Below are 24616 nucleotides of genomic sequence, written 5' to 3'. Positions count from 1 at the left end.
GGATGAAGGAAAAGGAGGAGCGCGTTATGGATATATCCTTTCATGCTACCACTATCTGCGCTGTACGCCACAATGGCAAAGGAGCTATCGCGGGTGATGGACAGGTAACGTTCGGCAACAGTGTTGTTATGAAGCAGACGGCTAAAAAAGTACGTAGATTGTATCGTGGGCAAGTCGTTGCGGGATTTGCGGGTTCGGTGGCCGATGCCATCACATTATTTGAAAAGTTTGAAAGCAAGCTGGAGGAACATCACGGCAATCTGCAACGGGCTGCCGTGGAACTGGCCAAGGACTGGCGACAGGATCGTATTCTGCGCAAGCTGGAGGCGCTAATGATTGTGATGGATACCTCCGGCATGCTACTCATTTCCGGAGGCGGGGAAATTATAGAGCCAGACGATGATGTACTTGCGATTGGCTCAGGTGGCAATTTTGCATTGGCGGCTGCTCGAGCATTCAAACGTCATGGAACTGATATGGATGCAAAGGATATGGCACGGGAAGCTTTAGAGGTCGCTTCGGAAATATGCGTGTATACAAACAATCAGATTATCGTGGAAGAACTGTAAATCGGCTCTGAGTATTCAAGGGTGGAGGAATGCAAAATGAAGAATCAATCGTTGACGCCCAGACAAATTGTATCCGAGCTGGATAAGTATATTGTCGGACAAAAGCAGGCTAAAAAGTCTGTTGCTGTTGCTTTGCGCAACCGTTATCGTCGCAGTAAGCTGCCGGATGATGTCCGGGATGAGATTGTGCCTAAAAATATTTTGATGATCGGGCCGACAGGTGTGGGTAAAACGGAAATTGCGCGTAGACTTGCACGGCTCGTGGGGGCTCCTTTTGTCAAGATTGAAGCGACCAAATTCACAGAAGTGGGCTACGTTGGTCGCGATGTGGAATCCATGGTGCGTGATCTGATGGAAACCTCCATACGCATCGTGAAGGCCGAGCGAACAGAGAATGTGAAGGACAAAGCGGAGGACATGGCTAATGAACGAATTGTCAGCATCCTTGTACCTGCGGAGAAGTCCAACAAATCGCAGCGTAATCCCTTTGAAATGCTGTTCGGTAACAACCCGGGAGCTTCGGTAGAAGAAGAACCACCACAACAGGACGCTTCCTTGGCGGAGAAAAGACGTAAGGTCAAATTTGATCTGCTGTCCGGTAAGCTTGAGGATGATGTCATAGAGATTGATGTGGAGGATACCGCACCCAATATGCTCGATATGTTTACCGGGCAAGGAAATGAACAAATGGGTATGAATATGCAGGAGATGTTCGGAAGTTTTCTGCCCAAGCGGACTAAAAAGCGCAAGTTATCCGTGAAGGAGGCCCGCAAGGTTCTGATTCAGGATGAGGCCGCCAAACTGATCGACATGGATGATGTGATTCAGGAGTCTGTGAAACGTGCTGAACAGTCCGGTATTATTTTCATCGATGAAATAGATAAGATTGCCAGCCAGGGCAAGGGGAATGGTCCCGATGTTTCGAGAGAGGGCGTCCAGCGTGACATTTTGCCCATTGTCGAGGGCTCTACCATTATGACCAAATACGGTCCGGTAAGAACGGATTATATTCTGTTTATTGCTGCTGGGGCCTTTCATGTCGCCAAGCCGTCTGACCTTATCCCTGAACTCCAAGGCCGTTTTCCCATCCGTGTCGAGCTGAGCAGCTTGACCCTGGATGAGTTTGTGTCGATATTGACGGAGCCTAAAAATGCGCTGACCAAGCAGTATACGGATCTGCTCCGCACCGAAGAGATCGAAGTTGAATTTTCAGCGGATGCGATCCGTGAGATTGCCAGCATTGCCGAGTCCGTAAATCGAAACACGGAAAATATCGGCGCACGTCGTTTGCATACCATCCTAGAAAAGCTGCTGGAGGATTTATCCTTTGAAGCTCCCGAGCTTACATTGGATCGTATGATCATTACTCCCGAATATGTTCGTGAGAAGTTGGGTGATATTGCCCAAAACAGGGACCTTAGTCAGTATATTTTATGAGTAGGGTTTCTAAAAATAGGGTGTGTGTTCCAGAATAACACTATCTTGCACCGTTATATAGACCTAGATAAAAGTTAAGTTGATGATTTTTCTGTCTATTCCAAAAGTAGGACGTGTAATCTTTTACAGGTGTAAAGTGCTAAAAAAAAGCTCGTTTTCTCGAAAAAAACCTGAAAAATTTAACATTTTATGCATCTAAAGCCCTCTTTTTTAAAAAAGATAGGGCTTTTTTCTTATTGTAATTAGGTCCCAACTCTACGAAACTTAGAATATATGACAGAAAGCAATTATTTTCTACTTAAGACCTAAGAGAAATGTATAATTATGAAATTAAATTGTCGAAAAAAAGTGAAAAATCTTGTTTTATTGAATCTTACTTTGGAGTAGACGCTGGAAGGGAGGAGCTAAATGAATCTGCTGGGTGATATTAGCTTTCAAAAGCTTCAGGCAGGTGTTCAGGCGGCAAATACGAGACAACGTGTGATAGCCAACAACATTTCCAATGTGGATACCCCGTATTTTAAGCGTTCGGAGGTTTCATTTGAAGAACTGCTTCAGCAGCAAATGGACGGTGATGTAACACCACTGCGTGGAAAAGTTACCAACGCAAGACATTTTCAAATAGGACCTGTGAACTCTATTCCGGACGCCATGGTCACCAAAGATGGGTACTCAGTCATGAACAATAATATGAACAACGTAGATGTCGACAGAGAAATGAGTCTTATGGCTGAAAATCAACTAAGATATAATACCTACATCCAAGAAATTACTGAACGTATCAAAATGATGAGAACAGCGGTAGAAGGGAGATAGGATTAGGTGAAGATTAACAACGGCTTTGATATTAGCGCATCTGCACTTACGGCCCAACGGTTGCGGATGGATGTTATATCAAGTAACATCGCGAACGCAGAGACAACTCGGGCCAAAGTGGAGAATGGACAAGCAATTCCATATCGGAGAAAAACGGTTGTTTTGGAGCCGAACCAATCTGGCTTTGCCGATGTTTTGAAGGCTCAAATGGAAGGAAATGGCACAGGTGCCGCTGGTGTCAAGGTTGCGCAAATTCAGGAAGATCAGTCACCTTTGAAGCCTGTGTATAATCCGGGTCACCCGGACGCTGATAAAGATGGCTATGTATATATGCCTAATGTAGACATTATGAAAGAAATGGTTGACATGATTTCTGCAACACGCTCGTACGAAGCCAATGTAACAGCTCTGAATGCATCAAAAGCGATGGTTTCCAAAGCACTTGAAATCGGTCGCTAAGTTCCAGGACTACTAACTATTGAATAGGGAGAGTAAAGCATGATTCAAAACGCCATGTTTAATGTACAGACACCGGTAATACAGCAGATTCAATCGCCTAACAATGAGTTGACGAAAGCGACGCCTTCCGAATCCTTAAAGGATTTTGGTTCTTTCCTGAAGGATGCTCTCAATGAAGTAGGGCAGCAGGAAGCCGCTACACACCAGATGTCCGACCAATTCATGGCAGGCAAAGTTGATGTGGATCAAGTCATGATCACTTCTCAGCAAGCACTGCTTTCCCTGCAGCTTACTACACAGGTCCGAAACAAAGCGATCGAAGCCTATCAGGAGATCATGCGTACACAGATGTAAAGAGGGTCTAGCAAAGTTTCGGATGGGGTGACGGAGTGAACGAGAGAATCGCCCAATATCGGGATAAAATTACCGGGTATTGGAATAATTTCAGCAAAAAACAGAAGATACTGCTTGTTTCGACATTAGCATTCATTATTATTGCAATTGTAGTGCTAACGATGCAGTTTACCAAAACCGAGTATGAGGTGGCTTTCCGGGACTTGAATGCAAACGATGCTGCCGGAGTCATTAAATATCTCGATTCAGCGGGTATACCATATCAGCTCAACGCCGGTGGGACGCAAATCTCAGTCCCAACTGCAAATGCGGATAAGGCAAAGGTAGACGTTGGGTCTCAAGGCCTGATTCAAAAGGGCTCGATCGGCATGAGTGCTTTTGACCAGTCTTCCTCGGCAATTGGTATGACGGAGAACGAGTTCAATGTGAAGTATAATAACGCATTGAATGGCGAAATACAGCAGCTATTGGAACGGATGGATGGTGTCCAAAGTGCCAAAGCTGTCATTAATATGCCGAAGGAAAACATTTTTGCCGGACTTGAAGAGAAGGACAAAGCTTCTGCTTCAATACAAATGGAATTTGAACCTGGCTTCACGCCAAATCAACAAGCCATTGATGGGTACTTTAATCTGGTGAAAACGGCTGTGCCGAATTTGCCAGTGGAGAACATTACAATCACTAATAAGGAATATGAGTTGATTCCAACAGCCAAGGGCGGCCAAGGAGGACTCACTAGTGGTGTTCAGGAAAACATGGCTCTACAGAAGAAGTTTGAGAGCGATGTAAGGAATAATGTTCAACAATTTTTGTCGAAAATTGTTGGGGACGACAAGGTAAATGTACTGGTCATGTCCCAGTTGAATTTTGACAAAGTAACATCTAAGGAACAAATGGTCACACCTGTTGACCAGGCGAAAATGAAGGGCATTGAAATCAGTGCTCAACAAATTCAGGAAAGCTATACGGGCAGCAGTGGACAAACCGGAGGAGTTGCAGGAACAGGAACACAGGATGTACCAGGTTACCCTGGAGGAGCCAATTCCGGCAACACCAGCTCAGATAAGAGCTCAAGTACAATTAACTACGAAGTTAACCGAATTGCGAGAGATATTATCCAAAGTCCGTACGTTGTAAAAGATTTAACCATTAATGTGGCGGTTGAACCACCAACAGGACAACAAACGTTGGATACTGCAACTCAGACTGCAATTCAAAATATTTTGGTTAATATTGTAAGAGCTTCGTTGGCGAATTCCGGTACTACCTTTACAGACGCTGATTTGGCCAAAAAGGTTTCAGTTTTCTCTCAAACTGTCCCGGCGCCAGCGAACACCAACACATTCTTCTCGGCTTCCAATCCGTGGGTTTGGGGCATCGGAGCTGCAGTCCTGGCATTGTTGGCGGGTGCAATCTTCCTGATCGTACGTCGTCGTCGTAAACAGGAAGAAGATCTAGAGGAAGATTTGGAACTCATGCCAACGCCTACGGAGTTCCCGTCTATTACCATGGAAAGTGTGACAAATGAAAGTCAAGTGCGTAAACAGCTTGAAAGTCTGGCGAAAAAGAAACCCGACGAATTCGTCAATCTGCTTCGTACATGGCTGGCTGACGAATAGAGGTGAGTTCATTGGCAAAGGCAAGCAGTCAAGGTTTAACGGGAAGACAGAAAGCGGCTATTCTTCTGATCACAATGGGACCAGAAGTATCTGCTCAAATATTCAAACATTTGCGTGATGATGAGATCGAGCAACTTACATTGGAAATTGCCAATGTGCGGAAGGTCGATGCCATTGAAAAAGACTCCATTATGGCCGAGTTTCATCAAATTTGTCTGGCTCAGGAGTACATTTCCCAAGGCGGTATCAATTACGCGAAAGAAATATTGGAAAAAGCGCTTGGATCACAAAAAGCGGTCGAAGTCATTAACCGTCTGACGGCAACGCTACAGGTAAGACCATTCGATTTTGCCCGCAAGGCTGATCCAAACCAGATTTTGAATTTTATACAAAATGAGAATCCACAGACGATTGCTCTCGTGCTTTCGTACTTGCAATTCGAGCAGGCGGCGGTCATTCTGTCGTCCCTGCCACAGGAGAAGCAGGCAGATGTGGCCCGGCGTGTTGCTGTCATGGATAGCACATCTCCGGAAGTTATTTCACAAGTGGAACGTGTGCTGGAACAAAAGCTGTCAGCAACCGTAACACAGGATTACACGAATGCAGGCGGTATCGAGTCCATTGTTCAGATTTTGAATGGCGTAGACCGCGGAACGGAGCGTACAATTCTCGACTCGCTTGAAATTCAGGACCCTGAACTGGCTGAGGAAATCAAGAAGAGAATGTTCGTATTCGAGGATATTGTCAATATCGACAATCGTTCCATTCAACGCATTATTCGCGATATCGACAACTCGGATTTGCAGTTGGCGCTTAAAGTATCCAGTGAAGAAGTACGCGATGTGATTTTCCGAAATATGTCGAAACGTATGGCAGAGACCTTCAAAGAGGAAATGGAGTACATGGGACCGGTGCGGCTGCGTGATGTGGAAGAAGCACAGACACGTATCGTATCCACGATCCGCAGATTGGAAGAGGCCGGTGAGATTATAATCGCACGCGGCGGAGGAGATGACATCATTGTCTAACTTGATCAAATCTTTCCAATATGTGCCTGTAGAGGCTTTGAAAACGATTGACGTGGCACATGCGTATGCGCCAGAAACAACGGACGAAGAAATCACAACTGAATATATGGAGCCGGAGCCCCAGAGAGATTATGAGGCTGAACGGCTCCGGGATGAAATGCTGAATGATGCCAAAGATTTTGCCGAACGGCAGGTTCGTGAGGCGGCTGAAGAAGCGGAACGGATACTTCAGGAAGCACAACAGCAGATTGAAGACTGGTGGCAGGAACGACGTGAGAATGACGATCAATTAACCCAATCGTTAAAAGCCGACGGGTTCCAGCAAGGCTATGAAGAAGGTCAGAAGCTGGCTGAGGCAGAGCTCCAGACAAAATCGGAGCAAATGATGGAAGAAGCACAGGAAATTCTGCGTCAGGCTTATGAAATTAAAGAGCAGTTGATTCAGGAAGCTGAGCCGTTTTTGGTCGAATTGAGCAGTGCTATTGCTGAGAAAGTCATTGAAAAGCAGCTTAGTCTTGAGCCGGAATATACGATTGAGCTCATTCGCAAAAATTTGGCTCGCAAGCGGGAAAAAGGAACTATCACGTTGTGTGTGTCGCCTCAGCATTTCGCATTTGTGCAAAGCGCGCGCGAAGAACTGTCACTAACTGTTGATTCACAGGCAGAACTGCAAATTATTCCTGATGGTACCGTGAAAGATCGCGGTTGTGTCATCCGTTCTTCCTTTGGAAGCGTGGATGCACGGGTTGATACGCAATTAGCGGAGATCAAAAAAGAACTGCTGCGTCTGGCACATGAGAATGAGGAGCGAAGACATGAAGGGGCTTAATGCACAGCGCTACATGGATCATTTGCGACAGCTGGACCCGGTTCGGGTAAACGGTAAGGTTACACAGGTTATCGGTTTGATGGTGGAATCGGAAGGTCCGGATGCCAGCATTGGGGATGTTTGTTACATTTATCCGGGCAAGACGGCCAAGCCACTGCAAGCGGAGGTTGTGGGCTTTAGAGACAACAAGGTGCTTCTGATGCCGCTGGGAGAATTGCAATCCATTGGTCCCGGTTGTGATGTCGTAGGAACCGGTAAACCACTTAACGTGCAGGTAGGATCAGAGCTGTTAGGCAAAGTGCTGGACGGTCTGGGTCAGCCGCTGGATGGTTCGTTGATTCCCTCGAGAATGGCGAGATATTCGACCTTCAATATTCCTTCCAATCCGCTGAATCGCCCACGTGTGCAGGAACCGATCAGTATCGGAGTGCGGGCTATCGATGGATTGCTAACCATTGGTAAAGGACAAAGGGTTGGTATTTTTGCAGGATCTGGTGTAGGCAAGAGTACCCTGATGGGAATGATTGCACGTAATACGGAGGCCGATGTCAACGTAATTGCGTTGATCGGAGAACGTGGACGCGAGGTACTGGACTTTATCGAACGGGACTTGGGCCCGGAGGGGCTCGAACGTTCTGTAGTTATTGTGGCTACTTCCGACCAGCCTGCATTGATTCGCATTAAGGGTGCACTCATTGCGACGACGATCGCAGAGTATTTTCGGGATCGCGGGTTGAACGTCATGCTGATGATGGACTCCGTTACCCGGTATGCTATGGCTCAGCGTGAAGTAGGACTGGCCATAGGGGAGCCGCCAGCAATGAGAGGTTACACCCCTTCCGTGTTTGCCAGCTTACCGAAGCTGTTGGAGCGTGCAGGAACGGGGCCTACCGGCTCCATAACCGCCTTTTATACAGTGCTGGTCGATGGTGACGACATGAACGAGCCCATCGCGGATGCGGTGCGCGGAATTTTGGATGGACATATTGTATTGAACCGGGGGATTGCTCACAAAGGGCATTTTCCTGCAATTGATGTGTTAGCGAGCATAAGTCGGGTCATGAAGGACATTTCACCGCGTGATCAGATCGAAGCTGCCGAGAACATTAAGCGTTTGATGGCCATTTACAAAAATTCGGAGGACCTGATTAACATTGGGGCCTATCAGCAGGGTTCAAATGCAGAAATTGACGAATCCATGGAGCGCATACGGGATATATGGGATTTTACAAGACAAAGAACAGATGAAAAGACTGAGCTGGATGAGGTACGGGAACGTTTGATTTCTGAATTTACGAGGAGATGAAGGTTGAACGATGAGATTTCAGTATTCCTTTCAGAAAGTTGTAGACTTGAAAACGAACGAAAAGTCACAGGCCGAATGGATGCTTTCCAGTGCTGTTGGACAATTGCAGGCTGAAGAGCAGACATTGTTACAGCTTGTAGGCGAAAGGAATCGGGTCATATCAGCCATTCAAAAGGCTGCCGAGGATTGCGCGCCACTCTCTACTATTCAGGAATTACAAGCTTATGTTAATCATCTGGACCAATGTATTACACGCAAGCATATAGACGTTCAATATGCGCAGCAAAATGTGCAAAGCAAACAAACCGTTTTGACCGATAAAATGCTGGATGAACAGGTTTGGCTGAAAGCGAGAGAGAAGGCCAACGTGAAATTCCAACAGGAAATGCTCCTGCGCGAGCAGAACGAGCTGGATGAAATGGCTTCCGTGCGATTTGCCATGAAAGCCCGGTAAGCGGAAAGTCATAGGATAAGCATATCAGCTGCCTGAGGAGGAAGACGATGGCACGGAAGTTAGCAGATAATGAACTGGATATGGATTTAGAAAAAGAATCAGGCGGGGGATTTGAACGCTTTATGTTTTTCCTGATTCCGATTGTTTTCACAATCGTTCTGGTCGGGGTCCTGCTTACACTGTTCAATATGGATTTCAGAAGCGAAATGATTTCATTGGGGAACAAGATTCCAATCGTAAAAAATTGGCTTCCTGAATCGAAAGATAAGGCTGCTCAGACGAAAGAGGCGGATCAGAAGGCCCAGTCTGAAAGTTCTGAAGCAACCATACAGCAGTTAAAGACAGATTTGGCCAAACAGACGGAGGAGCTTAAAAAGGCTTCCGCTGCCAAAACGGCCCAGGATAAAAAGGTTACAGAACTGCAGAATCAAGTCAATACGCTGCAAACGCAGCAGACACAACAATCACAGACCGGTCAGCAGGGACAGACAGGCACGCAAGCCGCAGGTACTACTGCTAGCGGAACAGCGAATGAAGATCCATTTGTAAAGCAGACGAAGGATCTCGCTTCCATGTATGAAGGAATGACAGCAAGCAAGGCTGCACCCATTATGGAAAACCTGACTACGGAAGAAACTGTACAACTGTTAAGCTACATGGACCCTGCAAACAGTGCGAAAATCCTGCAAAAGATGGATGCCAAAAAGGCTGCCGATATTACCATGGCTCTGAAAAATGTTACACCATCCACGGATTTGTCAGTAGCAGCGTTGCAGTCCCGTCTGAAAAAGGATCAAGGCAGCACAACTGGGACGACGGGTAAAAGCTTGCAAAACACTCAAATCAGCAGCACATTTGCTTCCATGGACAAGAAAAGCGGTGCTGAACTTATTTTACAAACTTATAAAATCAGTCCGGACAAGGCGTTAAACATATTAAATACAGTAGATGATTCAACACGTGCTTCTTTACTGCAAAATATGTCTGCCAAGGATGCGGGCCAGACCGCAAAAATTTTGAACAAGCTGATGGGCAGCAAGTAATGTACATGAAAGGAGGTGAAAAATAAATGACCCTTATTTCTCAAAGTGTATCTCTTGGTTCCAGTCAGACAGCGGGTAGCACGACGTCAGCATCAACAACGAATACAGCAGCAGCTGGAGCAGCAAACGGTGCGTTTAATCAGACTCTGACGCAAATGATGACAGGCGGTCAAACGGGCTCAGCCGGGGCAGATGCTAACGGTTCTCCATTAGTTATGGTACTTCCACTTATTGCAGCTGGAGAATCCGCGGAAGCTCCAAGCGAGCCACTTGTCGAAACTTTGGCTCCTTTGCTGCAAAATCTTGAGCAGCTAGATGATAAGGTAGCTGCTGATCCTGCTCTGCTTGTAGCTCTGCAATCATGGATTCAGCAAGTTCAACAGTTTTTGCAAGGCGGCGGAGCTAATCAACAGACAGATGGTGGAGAAACGACAGAGGCAACAGGCTTAACGGCTCTGGCAGCTAATCCGGCTACTCTTCGATTTGCATTGCAGGACGCTTTGTCACAGCTTGCTAATGTAGCTGAGCAGGCTTCAGGAGAACAAAAGTCCCAGGTGACACAGCTGCTACAATCGCTTCAAAGCGTGACTGCTGGTATGGGAATTATTTCCGATGAGCAGTGGAACGGTGTGATGAAGGCTGTGAAACTCGTCGATGCTGGAGATTCACAAGCTGCTCAGCCTTCTGCAAATCGGGCTAATGGTACTCAGACATTGACTGTAGCTTCTACAGACAAACAGGTTGTTGCTCCTGAGCAGCAAGCCAGTCAAGGTGGAACAAGTCAACAAGGCTCAGAAGGACAACGTTCATCCACTAATCTGCATGTTCAATCTGCAGTTAAAGCGACTGCAACGGATGAAACTGCTACATTCGTAGATGCAGCTGAGCAAGCGGCTCCGGCAGCATCTGACAATCAGGCTCCGATGATCACGACTGCAGGACAGCTTTCGGTACAGACGCAAGGAACAGTACCTTCGGCTCCGGCTCAACCTGTTGTGCATGTTCGACAATTTGCCAAGGAAATGACGGAATTTGTAGTACAGAAGCTTGATATTGTCAAGCATTCCGGTTTAACGGAAGCGACAATCATGCTTCGTCCAGAGCATCTGGGCCAGCTGGAGGTTAAGCTGACGATGCAGAATGGTCATCTGGTCGCCCAGTTTATGACAGAGCATAGCGGAGCGAAAGATTTGCTGGAACAGCAAATGTCGCAGCTGCGTGCCAGCCTGCAAAGCCAGGGGATTCAGGTTGATAAGGTGGAAGTAACACATAATGAATCACTTTCCTCCCATATGTATCAGGATGGCCGCGGCTCCGGTGCTAATCAACAACAGCAATCCAACCAGCGTTCCAAAGCTCAAAGTAGAGAAGAGAACGAGGATGCTTTGAAGGTAGCCGAAATGGCAGAAGAGCTGCGCAACTGGACAGCAGAACAACGCGCAGATGACGTGAATCGGACAGGTTCCTTTACAGCACAAGCGTAATGATGGAGGTGAGAACACTATGACGACTACAGACAGCAATGTATCCACCAGTAACGTCTGGCCGAATTACAATGTGAATAATGTCAAAACAGCAAGTGCCAAGGATACCAAAACGATGGGTAAGGATCAATTTTTGAAAATTTTGATCACCCAGCTGCAAAATCAGGATCCGATGCAGCCTTTGGAGGATAAAGAATTTATCGCTCAAATGGCCCAGTTTTCTTCGGTGGAGCAACTGATGAACATTTCTACGCAGTTGAATGCATTGGGACAGTCTTTGAGTACAGCCTCCGGATTGATAGGGAAGGAAGTTAGCTGGATTGAGGCAGGTAAAAAAGATCCCCTGACGGGAGAAACAGCCGCAGGTACGACGAAAAGCGGAATCGTAGATTCCATCGTTATTCGCGACGGTGTGCAATATGCCAAAATGGGATCGTCCGAGGTAGCATTAAAAGATGTTACATCGGTAAGCCAGCCTAACTCAACAGCTACGGCAACAGAAACGTCAGATACTACACCTTCTTCCTCTACTGGAAGCGGTGAGAACTCATGAATGACAGAATAACGGTTGGACGCCTTTTTCCCGCCAATGTTCCTCCGGCAGCGATTCCGCAAAACCGAACTAATCCGGTGCCGAAGAATGCCAAACCATTCGATCAGGTGCTGCAGGAGCAGGTTCTCAAGCTGAGCAATCATGCGGCCAAGCGGCTGGAGCAGCGAGGAATAGAGTTGAGAAGCGACCAGATGGAAAAGATTAACTCTGCTGTCGATAAGGCGGCTGCCAAAGGTGCCAAGGAATCATTGATTTTAATGCAGGATATGGCTTTGATTGTAAGTGTGCCTAACCGGACAGTAGTTACAGCAATGGACAAGCAATCCATGGAGGATAACGTATTTACGCAAATAGACAGTGCCGTAATTATTTCATAAAAATGGTATACGAAGTGGCTGGCCCGAACAGGAAAGCCATGAAAAAGCCGCGGATCGACTGATGCGGTTAACGAAGCAACCAAACAGAGGAGGATTTATACTCAATGTTGAGATCAATGTATTCAGGTGTATCGGGCATGAAGGGCTTTCAAACAAAGCTGGACGTTATCGGTAACAACATTGCCAACGTAAACACAACAGGCTTCAAATCCAGCCGGGTCATGTTCAAGGATATTTTGAGCCAAACCAGTTCGGGTGCAAGCGCACCGGACGCTACGACAACGGCAGGTCTAAATGCCAAGCAGGTTGGTCTAGGGGTATCCGTCAGCTCGATCGACACACTGCATCTTCCGGGTAGCGCAATGACCACCAATAATCCGACAGATTTGCGGATTAACGGCGACGGATTTTTCTTGGTGAAAATGAATGACGCACAGGACATTCCTTATCTGACTCGCGCCGGTGATTTCCATGTGGATGCAAACCGAAATCTGGTCACCTCTGATGGATTTTTCGTAGTAGATACAGGCGGAACTCCAATCACACTTGCAGACAACGTTACTGCGTTCTCTGTCTCGCAGGACGGTACGATTGTACAGCAATTGGATGATGGTACGACTGATAACGGTACTCAAATTGGTGTGGCTAGAGTTACTAACCCGGAAGGTTTGGAGAAAATCGGCGGGAGCTTGTACCGTACTACAGTAAACTCCAACATTGATGCAATTGAGCCGGGTGCAGCAAATGCTAATGGTCTGGGAGCTATCATTGCGGGCCAACTGGAAATGTCCAACGTTGATCTGACTGGTGAGTTTACCGAAATGATCGTGGCTCAGCGTGGATTCCAGGCGAACTCGCGTATCATTACGACCTCGGATGAAGTGCTTCAGGAAGTTGTAAACTTGAAACGATAATCTCATTTAAACGCGGAGGAGTAGAGTCTCCTCCGCACCTATCAGGAGGTTGGTGTTACGATGATCCCGTTGACGCGGCTGAACGGCTCGCCTATGTGGCTTAATGCGCTGCTCATTGAGACTGTGGAGGAAACACCGGATACATACGTCACTTTGGTGACGGGGAAACGGTTGATTGTATTGGAAAAAGCGGCAGATGTCGTCTCCTTGATCAAGGATTACAGCCGTGAAATCGGCATCCATGCCGCCACGATAAAAGTGCAACAAATGGAGGAAGACGAATGAAAAAGATGCTGCCATGGCTCATTACAATTTTACTCGCGATTACTTTGATTGCAGGCGCGGCCTTTGTACTTATACCAGCGCTTAGCGGGAAAAAGTCGGAAGTCACTCCGAATGCGCAAGCCGCCCAAGCAGAACAGCTTCCAAGATTGTCAGCAGATGAACTGGTGGAAGTGAGTTCTGAAATTACCGGCATCAAAACGAATTTAGCGGACGCCGATTACATTGTACAGATGAATCTTTCTTTCCAATTGAACGATGCCAAAGCAAAAGAAGCTTTTGAAAAAATCAAAGACATTAGTATTAAGCCTATTGTTATTCAATTACTTGCAGACACCAAACCTGATGAGCTCAGAACGGCTAAAGGCCGTAGCCAATTCAGTGACAAGCTGACGGATCTCATCAACAAGTCGCTCCCTGAAGGTCACCTGGGGAACGCCAAAATTACAGACTTTTTGCTGGCAGCCATATGATTCCAGGTGAACTTGTCAGGAACACGTAAGGGGGTGAATAACATTGGTGGATGTACTGTCACAAGGGGAAATTGATGCCCTTTTAGCAGCTCTTTCGTCCGGTGAAATGGATGCGGAAGAACTTAAAAAGGAAGATACCCAAAAGAAAGTTCGCGCTTATGATTTCAAAAGGGCGCTTCGTTTTTCCAAGGATCATATTCGGAGTCTGACGCGGATACACGAAAATTTTGCTCGGTATCTGACCACTTATTTTTCAGCTCAGCTCCGTACATTTGTCCAAATTAATGTCGTTCAGGTGGAGCAGCTTCCTTATGATGAATTCATTCGCTCCATTCCGAAAATGACCATTCTGAACATTTTTGAAGCTGAACCGCTGGAAGGCCGAATGGTGCTTGAGGTTCACCCGAATGTAGCTTATGCCATGCTGGACAGGCTTCTCGGAGGAACAGGCTCAGCGCCGCCCAAGGTTAGCGCGTTGACGGAAATCGAGACGACAATCATGGAGCGGATCTTCAGTCGTACCTTTGACAGCCTGCAAGAGGCTTGGAAAACGGTATTGGACATTGAACCGCGTCTGGAGGCGATGGAAACCAATCCACAGTTTATGCAGATTGTTTCGCCGAATGAAACGATTGCTCTGATTTCGCTCAGTACCAAAATTGGTGATACCACGGGGATGATTAACCTCTGTATCCCGCACGTGGTATTAGAGCCCATTATGGCTAGACTGTCCACGCACCAGTGGTTTACATCCCAAAAGAAATCAAGGGCGCCTGAAGAGATTGACGCCTTGAGATTACGGGTCACCAAGGCAGAGCTTCCTATTGTTGCGGAGCTAGGTGAGTCCCGGATAAATGTGGCTGAGTTTCTAGGCCTTTCGGTTGGGGATGTCATTTCATTGAACAAACCTGTCAAGGAAGGACTGTCCATCCGGATAGGCGAGAAATTGAAGTTTATGGGAAGTCCCGGCATGGTCAGAGATCGTGTTGCCGTACAAATTGATGAAGTTGTCAACGAAGGAGTTGAAGAAATTGACGAGTAAAGACTATTTGTCCCAGGAGGAAATTGATGCCTTGCTGAAACAGTCTGAAGCGGGGACGGATTCTACTCCCGCAGGCAAGACCGTTGACGATTTTCTGACTTCTCTGGAGCAGGATGCTCTCGGGGAAATCGGTAATATAACGTTCGGCAGCGCAGCGACGGCTCTTTCTACACTGCTGGGTCAGAAGGTGGACATTACGACACCAAAGGTTTCAATTATTACCCGTTCTGAATTTGAAACGGCATTTCCAAAGCCGCACGTAGCAGTACATGTGAATTACGTCGATGGATTTGAAGGTATTAACTCGCTCGTAATCAAAAAGCGCGATGCGCAGGTTATTGCGGACTTAATGCTTGGTGGTGAAGGAAATCCGGCAGATGAAGAATTAAATGAAATTCATATCAGTGCCGTGCAGGAAGCGATGAACCAGATGATGGGCTCGTCGGCAACCTCAATGTCTACCATGTTTAACCGTTTTGTGAATATCTCTCCACCGGGGATTGATATTTTAGACCCGATGCACGGAGATGGAGTATCCAGCTTGCCAGATGAAGAGACGCTTGTCACAGTATCCTTCCGTTTATTGATCGGTGAACTCATTGACTCTACATTGATGCAGCTGTTACCTGTAAACTTCGCTAAAAAGATGGTAAGCATCCTGATGAATGGCGGAGAGGACGAAGAGCAGCCGCAAACCTCAGCACAGCAGGCAGCTGCAACAGCGGCTCCGGAAGTGCCGCAACAAGCCAAGGCTCCGCAGCAGCCGCCTGTAGCCGCTCAGGCGCCACAGAATGCAGGCTACGGACATCAGCCGCCAGCATATCCTCAAGACCCGGGATATGGACAGCCAGCGGCTTCAGGCTATGAATCACCGGGGTATGGAATGTCGGCTGGTGTACCGCCGCAAGCTCCTTATGGGACACCTCATCACTATGGTGCAGTACCGGGACGTAATGTAAATGTGCAGCCTGTACAATTTTCTAACCTGCAGTCTGGTGCATTTGCGCAAGTCGATGAAAACAATTTAAATTTATTGATGGACATTCCCCTTAGAGTCACCGTAGAATTAGGAAGGACCCAAAAGCAAATTAAAGATATTCTGGAGCTCTCACAAGGTTCAATTATTGAACTGGACAAACTTGCCGGGGAGCCGGTCGACATCCTAGTTAACAACAAACTGATTGCTAAGGGCGAGGTTGTCGTGATCGACGAGAACTTTGGCGTGCGTGTAACAGATATTGTAAGCCAATGGGACCGTATTCAAAAATTACAATAATAGCATAATTTAGGGAGGATTTATTTCAGATGGCAAACCGTATTTTGATCGTGGACGATGCTGCATTTATGAGAATGATGATTCGGGACATCCTGTCCAAAAATGGATTTGAAGTAGTAGGAGAGGCCCAGGACGGATCACAGGCGATTGAAAAATTTAAGGAGCTTCGTCCGGACCTGATTACGATGGATATTACGATGCCCGAAATGGACGGCATTGCCGCTCTGAAGGAAATCAAACAAATTGACGCCAACGCAAAGGTTATTATGTGTTCTGCGATGGGACAGCAAGCCATGGTTATTGATGCTATTCAAGCTGGCGCAAAAGATTTTATCGTTAAGCCTTTCCAATCGGATCGGGTTATCGAAGCCATCAACAAAACACTGGGTATCTAAGGCGCACCCGGTATGGATACAAAACAGGGTGCCTCTGACGCATTGAGTACATCCAGCAATATAGGCAACATCGCCTGGGTCCTTTTCGTGCTAATCTTGATCATCGTACTGATCGTGTACTTGATACGGTTTTTGAGTAAAAGAAATCAGAGCTGGTTCAGCAACCGCTCCGTTCGCATACTGGGAGGCGTGGGGCTGGGCCCCAATAAATCCCTTCAGCTTGTTGAAGTTGGTAGCAGTGTGTACCTCATTGGTGTGGGAGAAGATATCCGGCTTGTTGACAAAGTATCCGATCCTGAAGAAGTGGAGCAAATTTTGGCCGCACTGGAGCAGGAAGCTTCTCTGCAGCGCGGCCCAATTGCCCCGCTGTTCGCTAAAATCGCGGATAAGCTTCGTCGGAACAACGCGGCACAGCAGCAGCCTGAAGAAGAAACGTCGTTTCACGAGATGTTTGAATCCAAGCTTCGGCAGATGCCGAATCGCAAGGATAAACTTGAAAAGCTGCGCAATGAGGAGAATACTACAGATCGGTCGGGAGATTCATGAGAAAAAAGATTATACTAGCATGTTTGCTGCTTGTCTTGTTCAGCTTCATTTCGGTGACGGCGGCCTCTGCAGAACCGATTCCGAACATTGATATTCAAGTCGGCAATTCGGACAAAGGACAGCCCGGTGCCACCTCGCTGTCTATTATTTTACTTATAACGGTCATTAGTGTAGCGCCGGCGCTGCTAATGCTTATGACAAGTTTTACGCGAATTGTGATTGTGCTCGGCTTTGTGCGAACCTCGCTGGGGACACAGCAGATGCCGCCCAATCAGGTGCTTGTCGGACTGGCTTTGTTTCTCACTTTATTCATTATGGCACCGACGTTCTCGGCTATGAACGAAACTGCGCTCCAGCCATATCTCAAGGGGGATATAACACAGTCCCAGGCGCTGGACAAGGCATCGGTACCGATCAAGACTTTTATGTTCTCTCATACGCGTGAGAAGGATCTACTGCTCTTTATGAAGTACACCAAGATGGAAAAGCCGAAAAATTATCAGGAAATTCCATTAACGGTGATGGTCCCGGCTTATGCAATCAGTGAGTTGAAAACGGCATTTCAGATGGGTTTTATGATTTTTATACCATTTTTAGTCATAGACATTGTGGTGTCGAGTACACTCATGGCTATGGGGATGATGATGCTGCCGCCTGTAATGATTTCACTTCCTTTTAAGATACTGCTTTTTGTGCTTGTAGATGGTTGGTATTTGGTTGTCAAATCATTGCTTCTAAGCTTTAACACATGAATATTTCCTGCAAGGACAGCAATCAAGGAGGACGGCAATGACTTCGGAGTTTATTATTTCCCTGGCTGGACAAGCGGTGTACATTGTACTCAAGGTGAGCGCTCCGATGCTGATTTTGGGGCTAGTCGTGGGTTTGATTATCAGCATTTTTCAGGCGACAACCCAAATTCAGGAGCAGACACTGGCCTTTGTTCCGAAGATTGTCGCCGTATTGCTGGCGTTGCTTTTGTTCGGACCTTGGATATTGACCACATTAGTGGACTTTACGTATAACATTCTGGACAATTTGTACAAATATATAGGTTAGGCTGAAAGCTATGAACATGGTGTTACAGAGTTTTCCTGTTTTTCTGCTGATTTTTTGTCGGATTGCCTCGTTTTTTGTAGTAGCGCCTATTTTTTCAACCCGAGGAGTACCTAATATCTATAAGGTTGGAATTTCAGGATTTCTAGCTTTGGTCGTGTATCTTACCTACGGTACACATCAACAGGTACCGACCGATGTTGCATATGTGCTGTTAGTAGGTCGCGAAGTGCTGATCGGGTTGCTGTTGGGGTTTACTGCATATCTGTTTATGACAGCGATCCAGACCGCAGGTTCATTTATTGATCTACAGGTAGGTTTCGGGATGGCCAGCGTGTTTGATCCCATGACAGGAGCTTCAACGCCTTTAACGGGGAATTTCAAGTTTGCCATAGCTGTATTGTTCTTTTTAAGTATAAATGGGCACCATCACCTGCTGAATGCAATCTTATATAGCTATGATTGGGTGCCGCTGACAAATGATTTTTTTGTGAAACTGTATGGCGGCAGTGTGACTGAATTCTTGGTACGCTCCTTTGCGGAATCATTTTTGCTGGCCTTCCAAATTGCTGCTCCCATTGTAGTGGCTACTTTTCTAACGGATGTGGGACTTGGCTTTTTAGCAAAAACAGCGCCTCAGTTTAACATTTTTGTCATTGGTGTACCGCTTAAAATTATTGTGGGATTGTTCATGTTGCTGCTTCTCATGCCAAGTTTTGCTTTTATATTCGAAAAATTGTTTTCTGTGATGTTCGAATCCATGCGCAACTTATTGGATATTATGGGCACCCGCCCTTAATGTCTGGTCTGGAGGAACGTAGTTTGTCATTTAAATATGCTATGAACCTGCAGTTGTTCTCAGGGGAAAAAACGGAAAAAGCTACACCCAAAAAGAAACAGGATGCACGACAAAAAGGGCAGGTTGCCAAAAGTATGGAATTGCCCGCCTCTGGTGTCCTGCTGGCTACGTTTTTTTGCCTTATGATGTTCGGCGGGTATTTTAAGGATCATGCGGTCCGCTTGTTTCGGGATATATTTATGAATCGCCTCAATATGGAGGTAACACCAAACACAACGCTGCTGATGATGGGTGAGTATGGCGTGCAAATCATAATTATGCTAGCTCCTATTTTTATTGGGGCTATTGTTATCGGGATAGCGGCGAATTACATGCAGATCGGTTTTTTATTAACCGGAGAGGGCATTACGCCCAAGTTTAGCAAGATTGATCCGATTAAAGGATTCAAAAATATTTTTTCCATGAGGTCATTGGTAGAATTTCTGAAATCAGTTTTAAAGATGACTGTGATCGGTTATCTGGTATACAGCGTACTCTGGAAAACAAAGGCTGACCTACCCAAACTGGCTGAAATGTCCGGCGATCAAATGTTGAGTTTTACGGCTTCATTAACGATGGAACTGGGACTTAAAATTGGTGTGGTACTGTTCATTTTAGCGGTATTGGATTATATGTATCAACGCTATGAACATGAGAAAAACCTGAGAATGTCCAAACAGGACATCAAGGATGAGTACAAGAAAATGGAGGGTGACCCGCTGATCAAAGGGAAAATCCGCGAGCGGCAGCGCCGTATGGCCATGCAGCGTATGATGCAGGAAGTTCCTAATGCAGATGTCATCATCACCAACCCTACGCACTTTGCTGTGGCTTTGAAATATGACGGTTCGGAGATGGAAGCCCCTCAGATTATTGCGAAAGGGCAAGATTACGTAGCACTCCGAATTAAGGAAATTGCCAAGCAAAACGGCGTTATAACGATGGAAAACAAGCCGCTGGCGCGGGCGCTGTTTCAAAGAGCCGAAATCGGGGATGCGATACCAGCTGACCTGTTTCAGGCCGTTGCCGAAGTGCTGGCGTATGTATATAAATTAAAAGGTAAAGTGAAATAAAGGGATCGGAGGCCTAGAGACCCATGAAAATAAAAGAAATAACTGTCCTTGCAGGCGTCATCGGCATCGTTCTTATGATGATTCTCCCGATCCCTTCATGGCTGCTCGATATTTTACTCGTCATCAATATATCTATTGCTTTGATGATTCTACTTGTTTCTATGAACACGAAGGAAGCTTTACAATTCTCTATTTTTCCTTCATTGCTGCTTATCACCACATTGTTCCGTTTGGCGCTTAACATTTCCACGACCAAACTCATTTTAGGTGAGGGACATGCAGGGGAAGTCGTGGCTACATTTGGTAGCTGGATTGCAGGCGGACAAATTGCGGTCGGTTTTGTGGTCTTCCTGATTCTCGTGGTCGTGCAGTTTATCGTTATTACCAAGGGCTCTGAGCGGGTTGCTGAGGTAGGCGCACGCTTTACATTGGATGCGATGCCGGGTAAACAAATGAGTATTGATGCTGACCTCAATGCGGGTCTGATCAACGAGCAGCAAGCCCGTGAGCGGCGCAGCAAAATCGAACGTGAAGCGGATTTTTACGGAGCGATGGATGGTGCGAGTAAATTCGTTAAAGGTGATGCCATCGCCAGTATTATCATTTTGATTATTAACCTGGTTGGCGGTTTTATCATTGGTATGGCCGTTCAAGGAAAGGGATTCCAAGAGGCACTGTCGACTTATTCTGTTCTCACCATCGGTGACGGACTGGTTAGCCAGATTCCTGCACTGCTCATATCTACGGCGTCAGGCTTGATTGTTACGCGGGCTACATCGGATGGAAACCTGGCAGAGGACTTGACCGGACAGCTTTTCTCTTATCCAAAATTGATCTACATTGTGGCTGTCACGATTGCATTATTGGGCTTCTTCACGCCAATTCATATCATTACAACCCTTCCACTGGCCGTTCTGCTATTTTTCGCGGCCCGCAGGATGCAGGGCAATATGGAACGCAAGCAAATAGCCGATGAACAGCTGGAAGAGGAACAACAAATTGAGGAGGTACGTAGTCCGGAAAGTGTCATTAATTTGCTTCAGGTTGATCCGATTGAGTTTGAGTTCGGATACGGGCTGATTCCACTGGCCGATACACAGCAGGGCGGGGATTTGCTGGATCGGATTATCATGATTCGCCGTCAATGCGCCTTGGAGTTGGGTTTAGTTGTACCGGTCATTCGGATACGGGATAATATTCAGCTCAAGCCTAACGAATATGTAATTAAAATTAAAGGCAATACGGTAGGCGGCGGAGAACTGCTGCTGAATCATTATCTGGCTATGAGCCCGGGATATGACGACGATTCCATTACAGGTATCGAAACTACAGAACCGGCCTTCGGATTGCCTGCGCTCTGGATTGATGAGAACACCAAGGATGTTGCGGAACTATCAGGCTATACCGTAGTTGATCCACCTTCAGTCGTAGCTACTCACTTAACGGAAACGATCAAGAAACATGCTCATGAGTTGCTTGGCAGACAGGAAACACGTTCGTTGGTCGACAATCTCAAAGAAAATTATCCAGTGCTGGTGGACGACCTTATTCCTTCCGTGCTGGCAATTGGAGATGTACAAAAAGTATTGGCCAAGCTGTTGAAGGAAAAAATTTCAATACGAGATATGGTTACTATTTTCGAGACACTGGCTGATTACGGTACTTATACAAAAGATCCCGATGTGCTGACTGAATATGTACGTCAGGCGTTGTCCCGTCAGATTACACAGCAGTTTGCTCAGCAAGGTGAGACGTTGCGTGTCATTACCGTAGGACCGGGACTGGAGAAGAAAATTGCTGAAAGTGTGCAACAATCGGAGCAAGGAAGCTATTTGGCCCTTGATCCGGTGTCAACGCAAACCGTGTACCAGAAAATGATGGAGCAAATCAATCGTCTCATTCAATCCGGACAGCAGCCGATCGTATTAACGTCACCGACGATTCGTATGTATTTGCGGCAAGTGATGGAACGGACAATGCAGGATGTCCCGGTGCTGTCGTATAGTGAACTGGAGCCGAACGTTGAAATTCAAAGTGTCGGGGTGGTGAACTTATGAGAGTGAAACGATATGTAGTGGATAACATGCCGGAAGCCATGCTGCAAATCAGGGGTGACTTAGGAACGGATGCCGTCATTTTAAGCACGAAGGAAATCAAGGCCGGCGGTTTTATGGGAATGTTCAGTAAAAAGAAAATCGAAGTGGTCGCTGCGGTAGAGGAGAAGCAACCTCAAAAGCCTCAGCGGATTGCAACACCACGACAACAGTCTTTTCCTATAGCAAAGGAACCTGAGCAGCCGGAGGTGCCATCGGCGCCTGTAGTTCCCAGACAAGCCGCTCCAGAAGCTTACCGACGGGTAACGCAGATGACGGGCGGTTCCAGAGAGGGAATGGCTGATTTAACAGCCGGCTCGGAACAAACGGCATCAGCCTCAGAGCATTCATCAGCGGGGTCTGATCATAGTCCGGAAACAATAGCTCAACTCCTGACGAATGAAGCCTTGCTTTCGAACATGGAAAAGTCCAATGAACTATTGAAGCAACCAATGGAATCAAGGGTTCCAGACAAGAGCGGCGTAGCAGAAAATAAGGCTCTGCTCAATGAATTACGGGAAATGAAAGCTATGATGACCCGCTTTTCCCGTAACTCCTCGCTGGAAAGTACTTGGCCGGAGCCGCTGCAAGAGATTTGTGAACGATTGTTGGAACAGGAAGTGGAGCGTGATCTGCTGGAGTATTGGCTCGAACGAGTATATGAGCGACGTAGTGAGCACCCTTTTGTTCCAGAGTCTTTTGATTGGGAACAAGCTCTTCGTGAAGAAGTAGCCGAATTTATTCGGACAAGACTGGACAAAGGCATCTCAAAAGATACCAAAATTGTGTATGTGGCAGGCCCTACGGGGGTGGGGAAAACGACGACCATTGCCAAGCTGGCAGCAGAGCAGTTGTTTAAGCATCATCGCAAGGTTGGATTTATTACTTCTGATACGTATCGTATTTCAGCCGTTGAGCAACTGCGTACATATGCTACGATTTTGAATGTACCGCTTGAGGTTGTGCAATCTCCCGGGGATGTTCACAGAGCCATTCAGCGTCTGGAGCATTGTGACCTGATCCTCATGGATACTGCGGGACGAAACTATCGGAATGAGCTGCTGGTTTCCGAATTGCAAAGCCTGCTTTCACCTATTAAGGAAAGTGAGACGTATCTGGTACTCAGCATGACGTCCAAAAGCAAGGATATGCTCAATATCACCGGCCATTTCAGTAAGTTCGGTCTTGGTAAGGTTGTATTTACGAAGATGGATGAGACAGGTAGCTGTGGAGGAATGTTTAATCTATTGCATCATTTTCCGATGCAGCTGGCCTATATCACTAACGGACAAAATGTTCCTGACGATCTTCTTCATCCAGATACCGAAATGGTGACAAGCATGCTGCTCGGAGCCAAAGCATTATCAGGAGATAGCGGAGATTTGATATGAGTGACCAAGCCCAATCACTTAGACAGATGGTTTCAGCCTTGGATAAATTCCGATTGCCTCCACGTGATCGCCAGGCGAAAATTGTAACGGTCACCAGCGGTAAAGGTGGGGTAGGCAAATCCAATTTTACGCTCAACTTTGCTTTGGCCCTGCAATCCCTTGGTCGAAGGGTACTTGTATTTGACGCTGATATTGGTATGGCCAACATTGATGTGTTGATGGGGGCCAACTCACAATACAATCTTCTTCACCTGCTAAAACGTGAAAAATCAATTGATGAAATTATTCAAACGGGTGTAGGGGGTCTGCCTTATATTGCCGGAGGATCGGGCTTGAGCGAGCTGTTTTCGCTATCAGATGATGATCTGAATTATTTTGCCGATGAAGTGGAAAGAATGGCGGCAAATATGGATTATATTTTGTTTGACACGGGTGCGGGTTTGTCCAAAGAAAACCTTAAATTCATCATTTCAGCTGACGAATGTATAGTTATAACCACACCGGAACCGACGTCCTTGACAGATGCTTATGCGCTAATCAAAGTCGTGAGCGGGTTGCAAAGGAATACGGTATTCAAAATTATAGTCAATCGTGCCGATAACGATAATGAGGCCCGTCAAGTTGCCGATAAGATTGCACTTGTTGCAAGACGCTTTTTGGAGATCGATATCCCGTTGCTTGGACATATCAGTGATGATACTCATGTCATGCAGGCAGTCAAAAGGCAAGTGCCTTTCTGGGTTGCCTTTCCGGGATGCGCGGCCTCCAGAGATGTATTGAATCTGGCTCACCGTTTTGCAGCAATGCCGCAGGCTCAGCAATCTAGTACATTGAGCGGAATTAAAGGTTTTATGCAAAAATGGCTGCGACGTTCTGTACATTGATTTTGATGAGAGGAAACAGAGGTGT

The 24616-nt window shown here is 46.6% G+C and carries 28 protein-coding genes; all 28 read left to right on the top strand.

Annotated features, from left to right (window positions below):
- Positions 1 to 26: 26 nt before the first annotated feature.
- The 28 genes from hslV to BAZ21_RS01405 all read left to right on the top strand — a co-directional run bounded on the left by hslV (position 27) and on the right by BAZ21_RS01405 (position 24591).
- The gene (gene hslV, locus BAZ21_RS01540; protein ID WP_068496406.1) at positions 27 to 569 is read left to right on the top strand and encodes an ATP-dependent protease subunit HslV; all 543 of its coding nucleotides are present in this window, start codon (positions 27 to 29) and stop codon (positions 567 to 569) included.
- 36 nt (positions 570 to 605) lie between these two features.
- On the top strand, positions 606 to 2006 hold the full coding sequence (gene hslU / locus BAZ21_RS01535; RefSeq protein ID WP_068496404.1) for an ATP-dependent protease ATPase subunit HslU: 1401 nt from the start codon (positions 606 to 608) through the stop codon (positions 2004 to 2006).
- 408 nt (positions 2007 to 2414) lie between these two features.
- The gene (gene flgB / locus BAZ21_RS01530; protein WP_068496402.1) at positions 2415 to 2822 is read left to right on the top strand and encodes a flagellar basal body rod protein FlgB; all 408 of its coding nucleotides are present in this window, start codon (positions 2415 to 2417) and stop codon (positions 2820 to 2822) included.
- Between the two features lie 6 nt (positions 2823 to 2828).
- Positions 2829 to 3281 carry a flagellar basal body rod protein FlgC gene (flgC, locus tag BAZ21_RS01525; protein WP_007430019.1) on the top strand — a complete coding sequence of 151 codons (453 nt, stop codon included), beginning with the start codon at positions 2829 to 2831 and terminating at the stop codon, positions 3279 to 3281.
- 39 nt (positions 3282 to 3320) lie between these two features.
- Positions 3321 to 3635 (top strand): flagellar hook-basal body complex protein FliE, encoded by a 315-nt coding sequence (gene fliE / locus BAZ21_RS01520; RefSeq protein WP_007430020.1) that lies wholly within the window; start codon positions 3321 to 3323, stop codon positions 3633 to 3635.
- 35 nt (positions 3636 to 3670) lie between these two features.
- Entirely contained in the window at positions 3671 to 5254 is a 1584-nt protein-coding gene (gene fliF / locus BAZ21_RS01515; protein WP_068496400.1) for a flagellar basal-body MS-ring/collar protein FliF, read from the top strand.
- An 11-nt stretch (positions 5255 to 5265) separates the two neighbouring features.
- The gene (gene fliG, locus BAZ21_RS01510) at positions 5266 to 6282 is read left to right on the top strand and encodes a flagellar motor switch protein FliG (protein ID WP_007430022.1); all 1017 of its coding nucleotides are present in this window, start codon (positions 5266 to 5268) and stop codon (positions 6280 to 6282) included.
- Positions 6275 to 7111, top strand: coding sequence for a FliH/SctL family protein (locus tag BAZ21_RS01505; RefSeq protein WP_068496398.1), 837 nt, complete (start codon positions 6275 to 6277; stop codon positions 7109 to 7111). Before fliG ends, BAZ21_RS01505 begins: the two co-directional genes overlap by 8 nt.
- Positions 7098 to 8417 carry a flagellar protein export ATPase FliI gene (fliI, locus tag BAZ21_RS01500; protein ID WP_068496396.1) on the top strand — a complete coding sequence of 440 codons (1320 nt, stop codon included), beginning with the start codon at positions 7098 to 7100 and terminating at the stop codon, positions 8415 to 8417. Before BAZ21_RS01505 ends, fliI begins: the two co-directional genes overlap by 14 nt.
- Positions 8418 to 8427: 10 nt before the next feature.
- Entirely contained in the window at positions 8428 to 8871 is a 444-nt protein-coding gene (fliJ, locus tag BAZ21_RS01495) for a flagellar export protein FliJ (RefSeq protein ID WP_068496394.1), read from the top strand.
- A gap of 47 nt (positions 8872 to 8918) precedes the next feature.
- Positions 8919 to 9914, top strand: a complete 996-nt coding sequence (locus BAZ21_RS01490; protein ID WP_068496391.1) for a MotE family protein — start codon at positions 8919 to 8921, stop codon at positions 9912 to 9914.
- Positions 9915 to 9940: 26 nt separating this feature from the next.
- Positions 9941 to 11398, top strand: coding sequence for a flagellar hook-length control protein FliK (locus tag BAZ21_RS01485; RefSeq protein ID WP_068496390.1), 1458 nt, complete (start codon positions 9941 to 9943; stop codon positions 11396 to 11398).
- A gap of 19 nt (positions 11399 to 11417) precedes the next feature.
- On the top strand, positions 11418 to 11951 hold the full coding sequence (locus BAZ21_RS01480; RefSeq protein WP_068496388.1) for a flagellar hook capping FlgD N-terminal domain-containing protein: 534 nt from the start codon (positions 11418 to 11420) through the stop codon (positions 11949 to 11951).
- On the top strand, positions 11948 to 12328 hold the full coding sequence (locus BAZ21_RS01475; protein ID WP_068496386.1) for a TIGR02530 family flagellar biosynthesis protein: 381 nt from the start codon (positions 11948 to 11950) through the stop codon (positions 12326 to 12328). The genes BAZ21_RS01480 and BAZ21_RS01475 overlap by 4 nt, the downstream gene beginning before the upstream one ends.
- A 104-nt stretch (positions 12329 to 12432) precedes the next feature.
- Positions 12433 to 13242 (top strand): flagellar basal body rod protein FlgG, encoded by an 810-nt coding sequence (gene flgG, locus BAZ21_RS01470; protein ID WP_068496384.1) that lies wholly within the window; start codon positions 12433 to 12435, stop codon positions 13240 to 13242.
- Positions 13243 to 13302: 60 nt separating this feature from the next.
- The gene (locus tag BAZ21_RS01465; protein WP_007430031.1) at positions 13303 to 13527 is read left to right on the top strand and encodes a flagellar FlbD family protein; all 225 of its coding nucleotides are present in this window, start codon (positions 13303 to 13305) and stop codon (positions 13525 to 13527) included.
- Positions 13524 to 13997: a flagellar basal body-associated FliL family protein gene (locus tag BAZ21_RS01460; RefSeq protein WP_068496382.1), complete on the top strand. Its 474-nt coding sequence runs from the start codon at positions 13524 to 13526 to the stop codon at positions 13995 to 13997. The genes BAZ21_RS01465 and BAZ21_RS01460 overlap by 4 nt, the downstream gene beginning before the upstream one ends.
- A gap of 43 nt (positions 13998 to 14040) precedes the next feature.
- A complete protein-coding gene (fliM, locus tag BAZ21_RS01455) occupies positions 14041 to 15039 on the top strand; it encodes a flagellar motor switch protein FliM (RefSeq protein WP_007430033.1) in 999 nt (332 codons plus the stop codon).
- On the top strand, positions 15029 to 16315 hold the full coding sequence (gene fliY, locus BAZ21_RS01450; protein WP_068496380.1) for a flagellar motor switch phosphatase FliY: 1287 nt from the start codon (positions 15029 to 15031) through the stop codon (positions 16313 to 16315). The genes fliM and fliY overlap by 11 nt, the downstream gene beginning before the upstream one ends.
- 29 nt (positions 16316 to 16344) lie before the next feature.
- Positions 16345 to 16710: a response regulator gene (locus BAZ21_RS01445; RefSeq protein WP_007430035.1), complete on the top strand. Its 366-nt coding sequence runs from the start codon at positions 16345 to 16347 to the stop codon at positions 16708 to 16710.
- Between the two features lie 12 nt (positions 16711 to 16722).
- The gene (locus tag BAZ21_RS01440) at positions 16723 to 17256 is read left to right on the top strand and encodes a flagellar biosynthetic protein FliO (RefSeq protein ID WP_068496378.1); all 534 of its coding nucleotides are present in this window, start codon (positions 16723 to 16725) and stop codon (positions 17254 to 17256) included.
- Complete coding sequence (gene fliP, locus BAZ21_RS01435; RefSeq protein ID WP_007430037.1) at positions 17253 to 18008, top strand: flagellar type III secretion system pore protein FliP; 756 nt, start codon at positions 17253 to 17255, stop codon at positions 18006 to 18008. Before BAZ21_RS01440 ends, fliP begins: the two co-directional genes overlap by 4 nt.
- 37 nt (positions 18009 to 18045) lie before the next feature.
- Positions 18046 to 18315 carry a flagellar biosynthesis protein FliQ gene (fliQ, locus tag BAZ21_RS01430; RefSeq protein ID WP_007430038.1) on the top strand — a complete coding sequence of 90 codons (270 nt, stop codon included), beginning with the start codon at positions 18046 to 18048 and terminating at the stop codon, positions 18313 to 18315.
- A gap of 10 nt (positions 18316 to 18325) precedes the next feature.
- Positions 18326 to 19111: a flagellar biosynthetic protein FliR gene (gene fliR, locus BAZ21_RS01425; RefSeq protein ID WP_068496377.1), complete on the top strand. Its 786-nt coding sequence runs from the start codon at positions 18326 to 18328 to the stop codon at positions 19109 to 19111.
- The gene (gene flhB / locus BAZ21_RS01420; protein ID WP_007430040.1) at positions 19111 to 20223 is read left to right on the top strand and encodes a flagellar biosynthesis protein FlhB; all 1113 of its coding nucleotides are present in this window, start codon (positions 19111 to 19113) and stop codon (positions 20221 to 20223) included. Before fliR ends, flhB begins: the two co-directional genes overlap by 1 nt.
- A gap of 23 nt (positions 20224 to 20246) precedes the next feature.
- A complete protein-coding gene (gene flhA / locus BAZ21_RS01415; protein WP_068496374.1) occupies positions 20247 to 22280 on the top strand; it encodes a flagellar biosynthesis protein FlhA in 2034 nt (677 codons plus the stop codon).
- A complete protein-coding gene (flhF, locus tag BAZ21_RS01410) occupies positions 22277 to 23707 on the top strand; it encodes a flagellar biosynthesis protein FlhF (protein ID WP_068496372.1) in 1431 nt (476 codons plus the stop codon). The genes flhA and flhF overlap by 4 nt, the downstream gene beginning before the upstream one ends.
- Positions 23704 to 24591 carry a MinD/ParA family protein gene (locus BAZ21_RS01405; protein ID WP_068496371.1) on the top strand — a complete coding sequence of 296 codons (888 nt, stop codon included), beginning with the start codon at positions 23704 to 23706 and terminating at the stop codon, positions 24589 to 24591. Before flhF ends, BAZ21_RS01405 begins: the two co-directional genes overlap by 4 nt.
- Positions 24592 to 24616 lie beyond the last annotated feature (25 nt).

It is taken from the genome of Paenibacillus kribbensis (assembly GCF_001705305.1).
Taxonomy (GTDB): Bacteria; Bacillota; Bacilli; order Paenibacillales; family Paenibacillaceae; genus Paenibacillus; species Paenibacillus kribbensis_B.
The sequence above is the reverse complement of the archived record's forward strand: the minus strand, read 5'-3'. Positions and strand labels throughout refer to the sequence as shown.

Bases quoted from the DNA above. Each gene is read 5' to 3' on its own strand.
- BAZ21_RS01465 (WP_007430031.1), top strand. From the start codon at position 13,303: ATGATCCCGTTGACGCGGCTGAACGGCTCGCCTATGTGGCTTAATGCG.
- fliQ (WP_007430038.1), top strand. From the start codon at position 18,046: ATGACTTCGGAGTTTATTATTTCCCTGGCTGGACAAGCGGTGTACATT.
- flgB (WP_068496402.1), top strand. From the start codon at position 2,415: ATGAATCTGCTGGGTGATATTAGCTTTCAAAAGCTTCAGGCAGGTGTT.
- BAZ21_RS01490 (WP_068496391.1), top strand. From the start codon at position 8,919: ATGGCACGGAAGTTAGCAGATAATGAACTGGATATGGATTTAGAAAAA.
- BAZ21_RS01440 (WP_068496378.1), top strand. From the start codon at position 16,723: ATGGATACAAAACAGGGTGCCTCTGACGCATTGAGTACATCCAGCAAT.
- fliE (WP_007430020.1), top strand. From the start codon at position 3,321: ATGATTCAAAACGCCATGTTTAATGTACAGACACCGGTAATACAGCAG.
- hslV (WP_068496406.1), top strand. From the start codon at position 27: ATGGATATATCCTTTCATGCTACCACTATCTGCGCTGTACGCCACAAT.
- fliI (WP_068496396.1), top strand. From the start codon at position 7,098: ATGAAGGGGCTTAATGCACAGCGCTACATGGATCATTTGCGACAGCTG.
- BAZ21_RS01460 (WP_068496382.1), top strand. From the start codon at position 13,524: ATGAAAAAGATGCTGCCATGGCTCATTACAATTTTACTCGCGATTACT.
- flhB (WP_007430040.1), top strand. From the start codon at position 19,111: ATGTCTGGTCTGGAGGAACGTAGTTTGTCATTTAAATATGCTATGAAC.
- fliJ (WP_068496394.1), top strand. From the start codon at position 8,428: ATGAGATTTCAGTATTCCTTTCAGAAAGTTGTAGACTTGAAAACGAAC.
- BAZ21_RS01445 (WP_007430035.1), top strand. From the start codon at position 16,345: ATGGCAAACCGTATTTTGATCGTGGACGATGCTGCATTTATGAGAATG.
- fliP (WP_007430037.1), top strand. From the start codon at position 17,253: ATGAGAAAAAAGATTATACTAGCATGTTTGCTGCTTGTCTTGTTCAGC.
- fliR (WP_068496377.1), top strand. From the start codon at position 18,326: ATGAACATGGTGTTACAGAGTTTTCCTGTTTTTCTGCTGATTTTTTGT.
- flhF (WP_068496372.1), top strand. From the start codon at position 22,277: ATGAGAGTGAAACGATATGTAGTGGATAACATGCCGGAAGCCATGCTG.
- BAZ21_RS01480 (WP_068496388.1), top strand. From the start codon at position 11,418: ATGACGACTACAGACAGCAATGTATCCACCAGTAACGTCTGGCCGAAT.
- BAZ21_RS01405 (WP_068496371.1), top strand. From the start codon at position 23,704: ATGAGTGACCAAGCCCAATCACTTAGACAGATGGTTTCAGCCTTGGAT.
- flgG (WP_068496384.1), top strand. From the start codon at position 12,433: ATGTTGAGATCAATGTATTCAGGTGTATCGGGCATGAAGGGCTTTCAA.
- flhA (WP_068496374.1), top strand. From the start codon at position 20,247: ATGAAAATAAAAGAAATAACTGTCCTTGCAGGCGTCATCGGCATCGTT.
- hslU (WP_068496404.1), top strand. From the start codon at position 606: ATGAAGAATCAATCGTTGACGCCCAGACAAATTGTATCCGAGCTGGAT.
- BAZ21_RS01475 (WP_068496386.1), top strand. From the start codon at position 11,948: ATGAATGACAGAATAACGGTTGGACGCCTTTTTCCCGCCAATGTTCCT.
- BAZ21_RS01485 (WP_068496390.1), top strand. From the start codon at position 9,941: ATGACCCTTATTTCTCAAAGTGTATCTCTTGGTTCCAGTCAGACAGCG.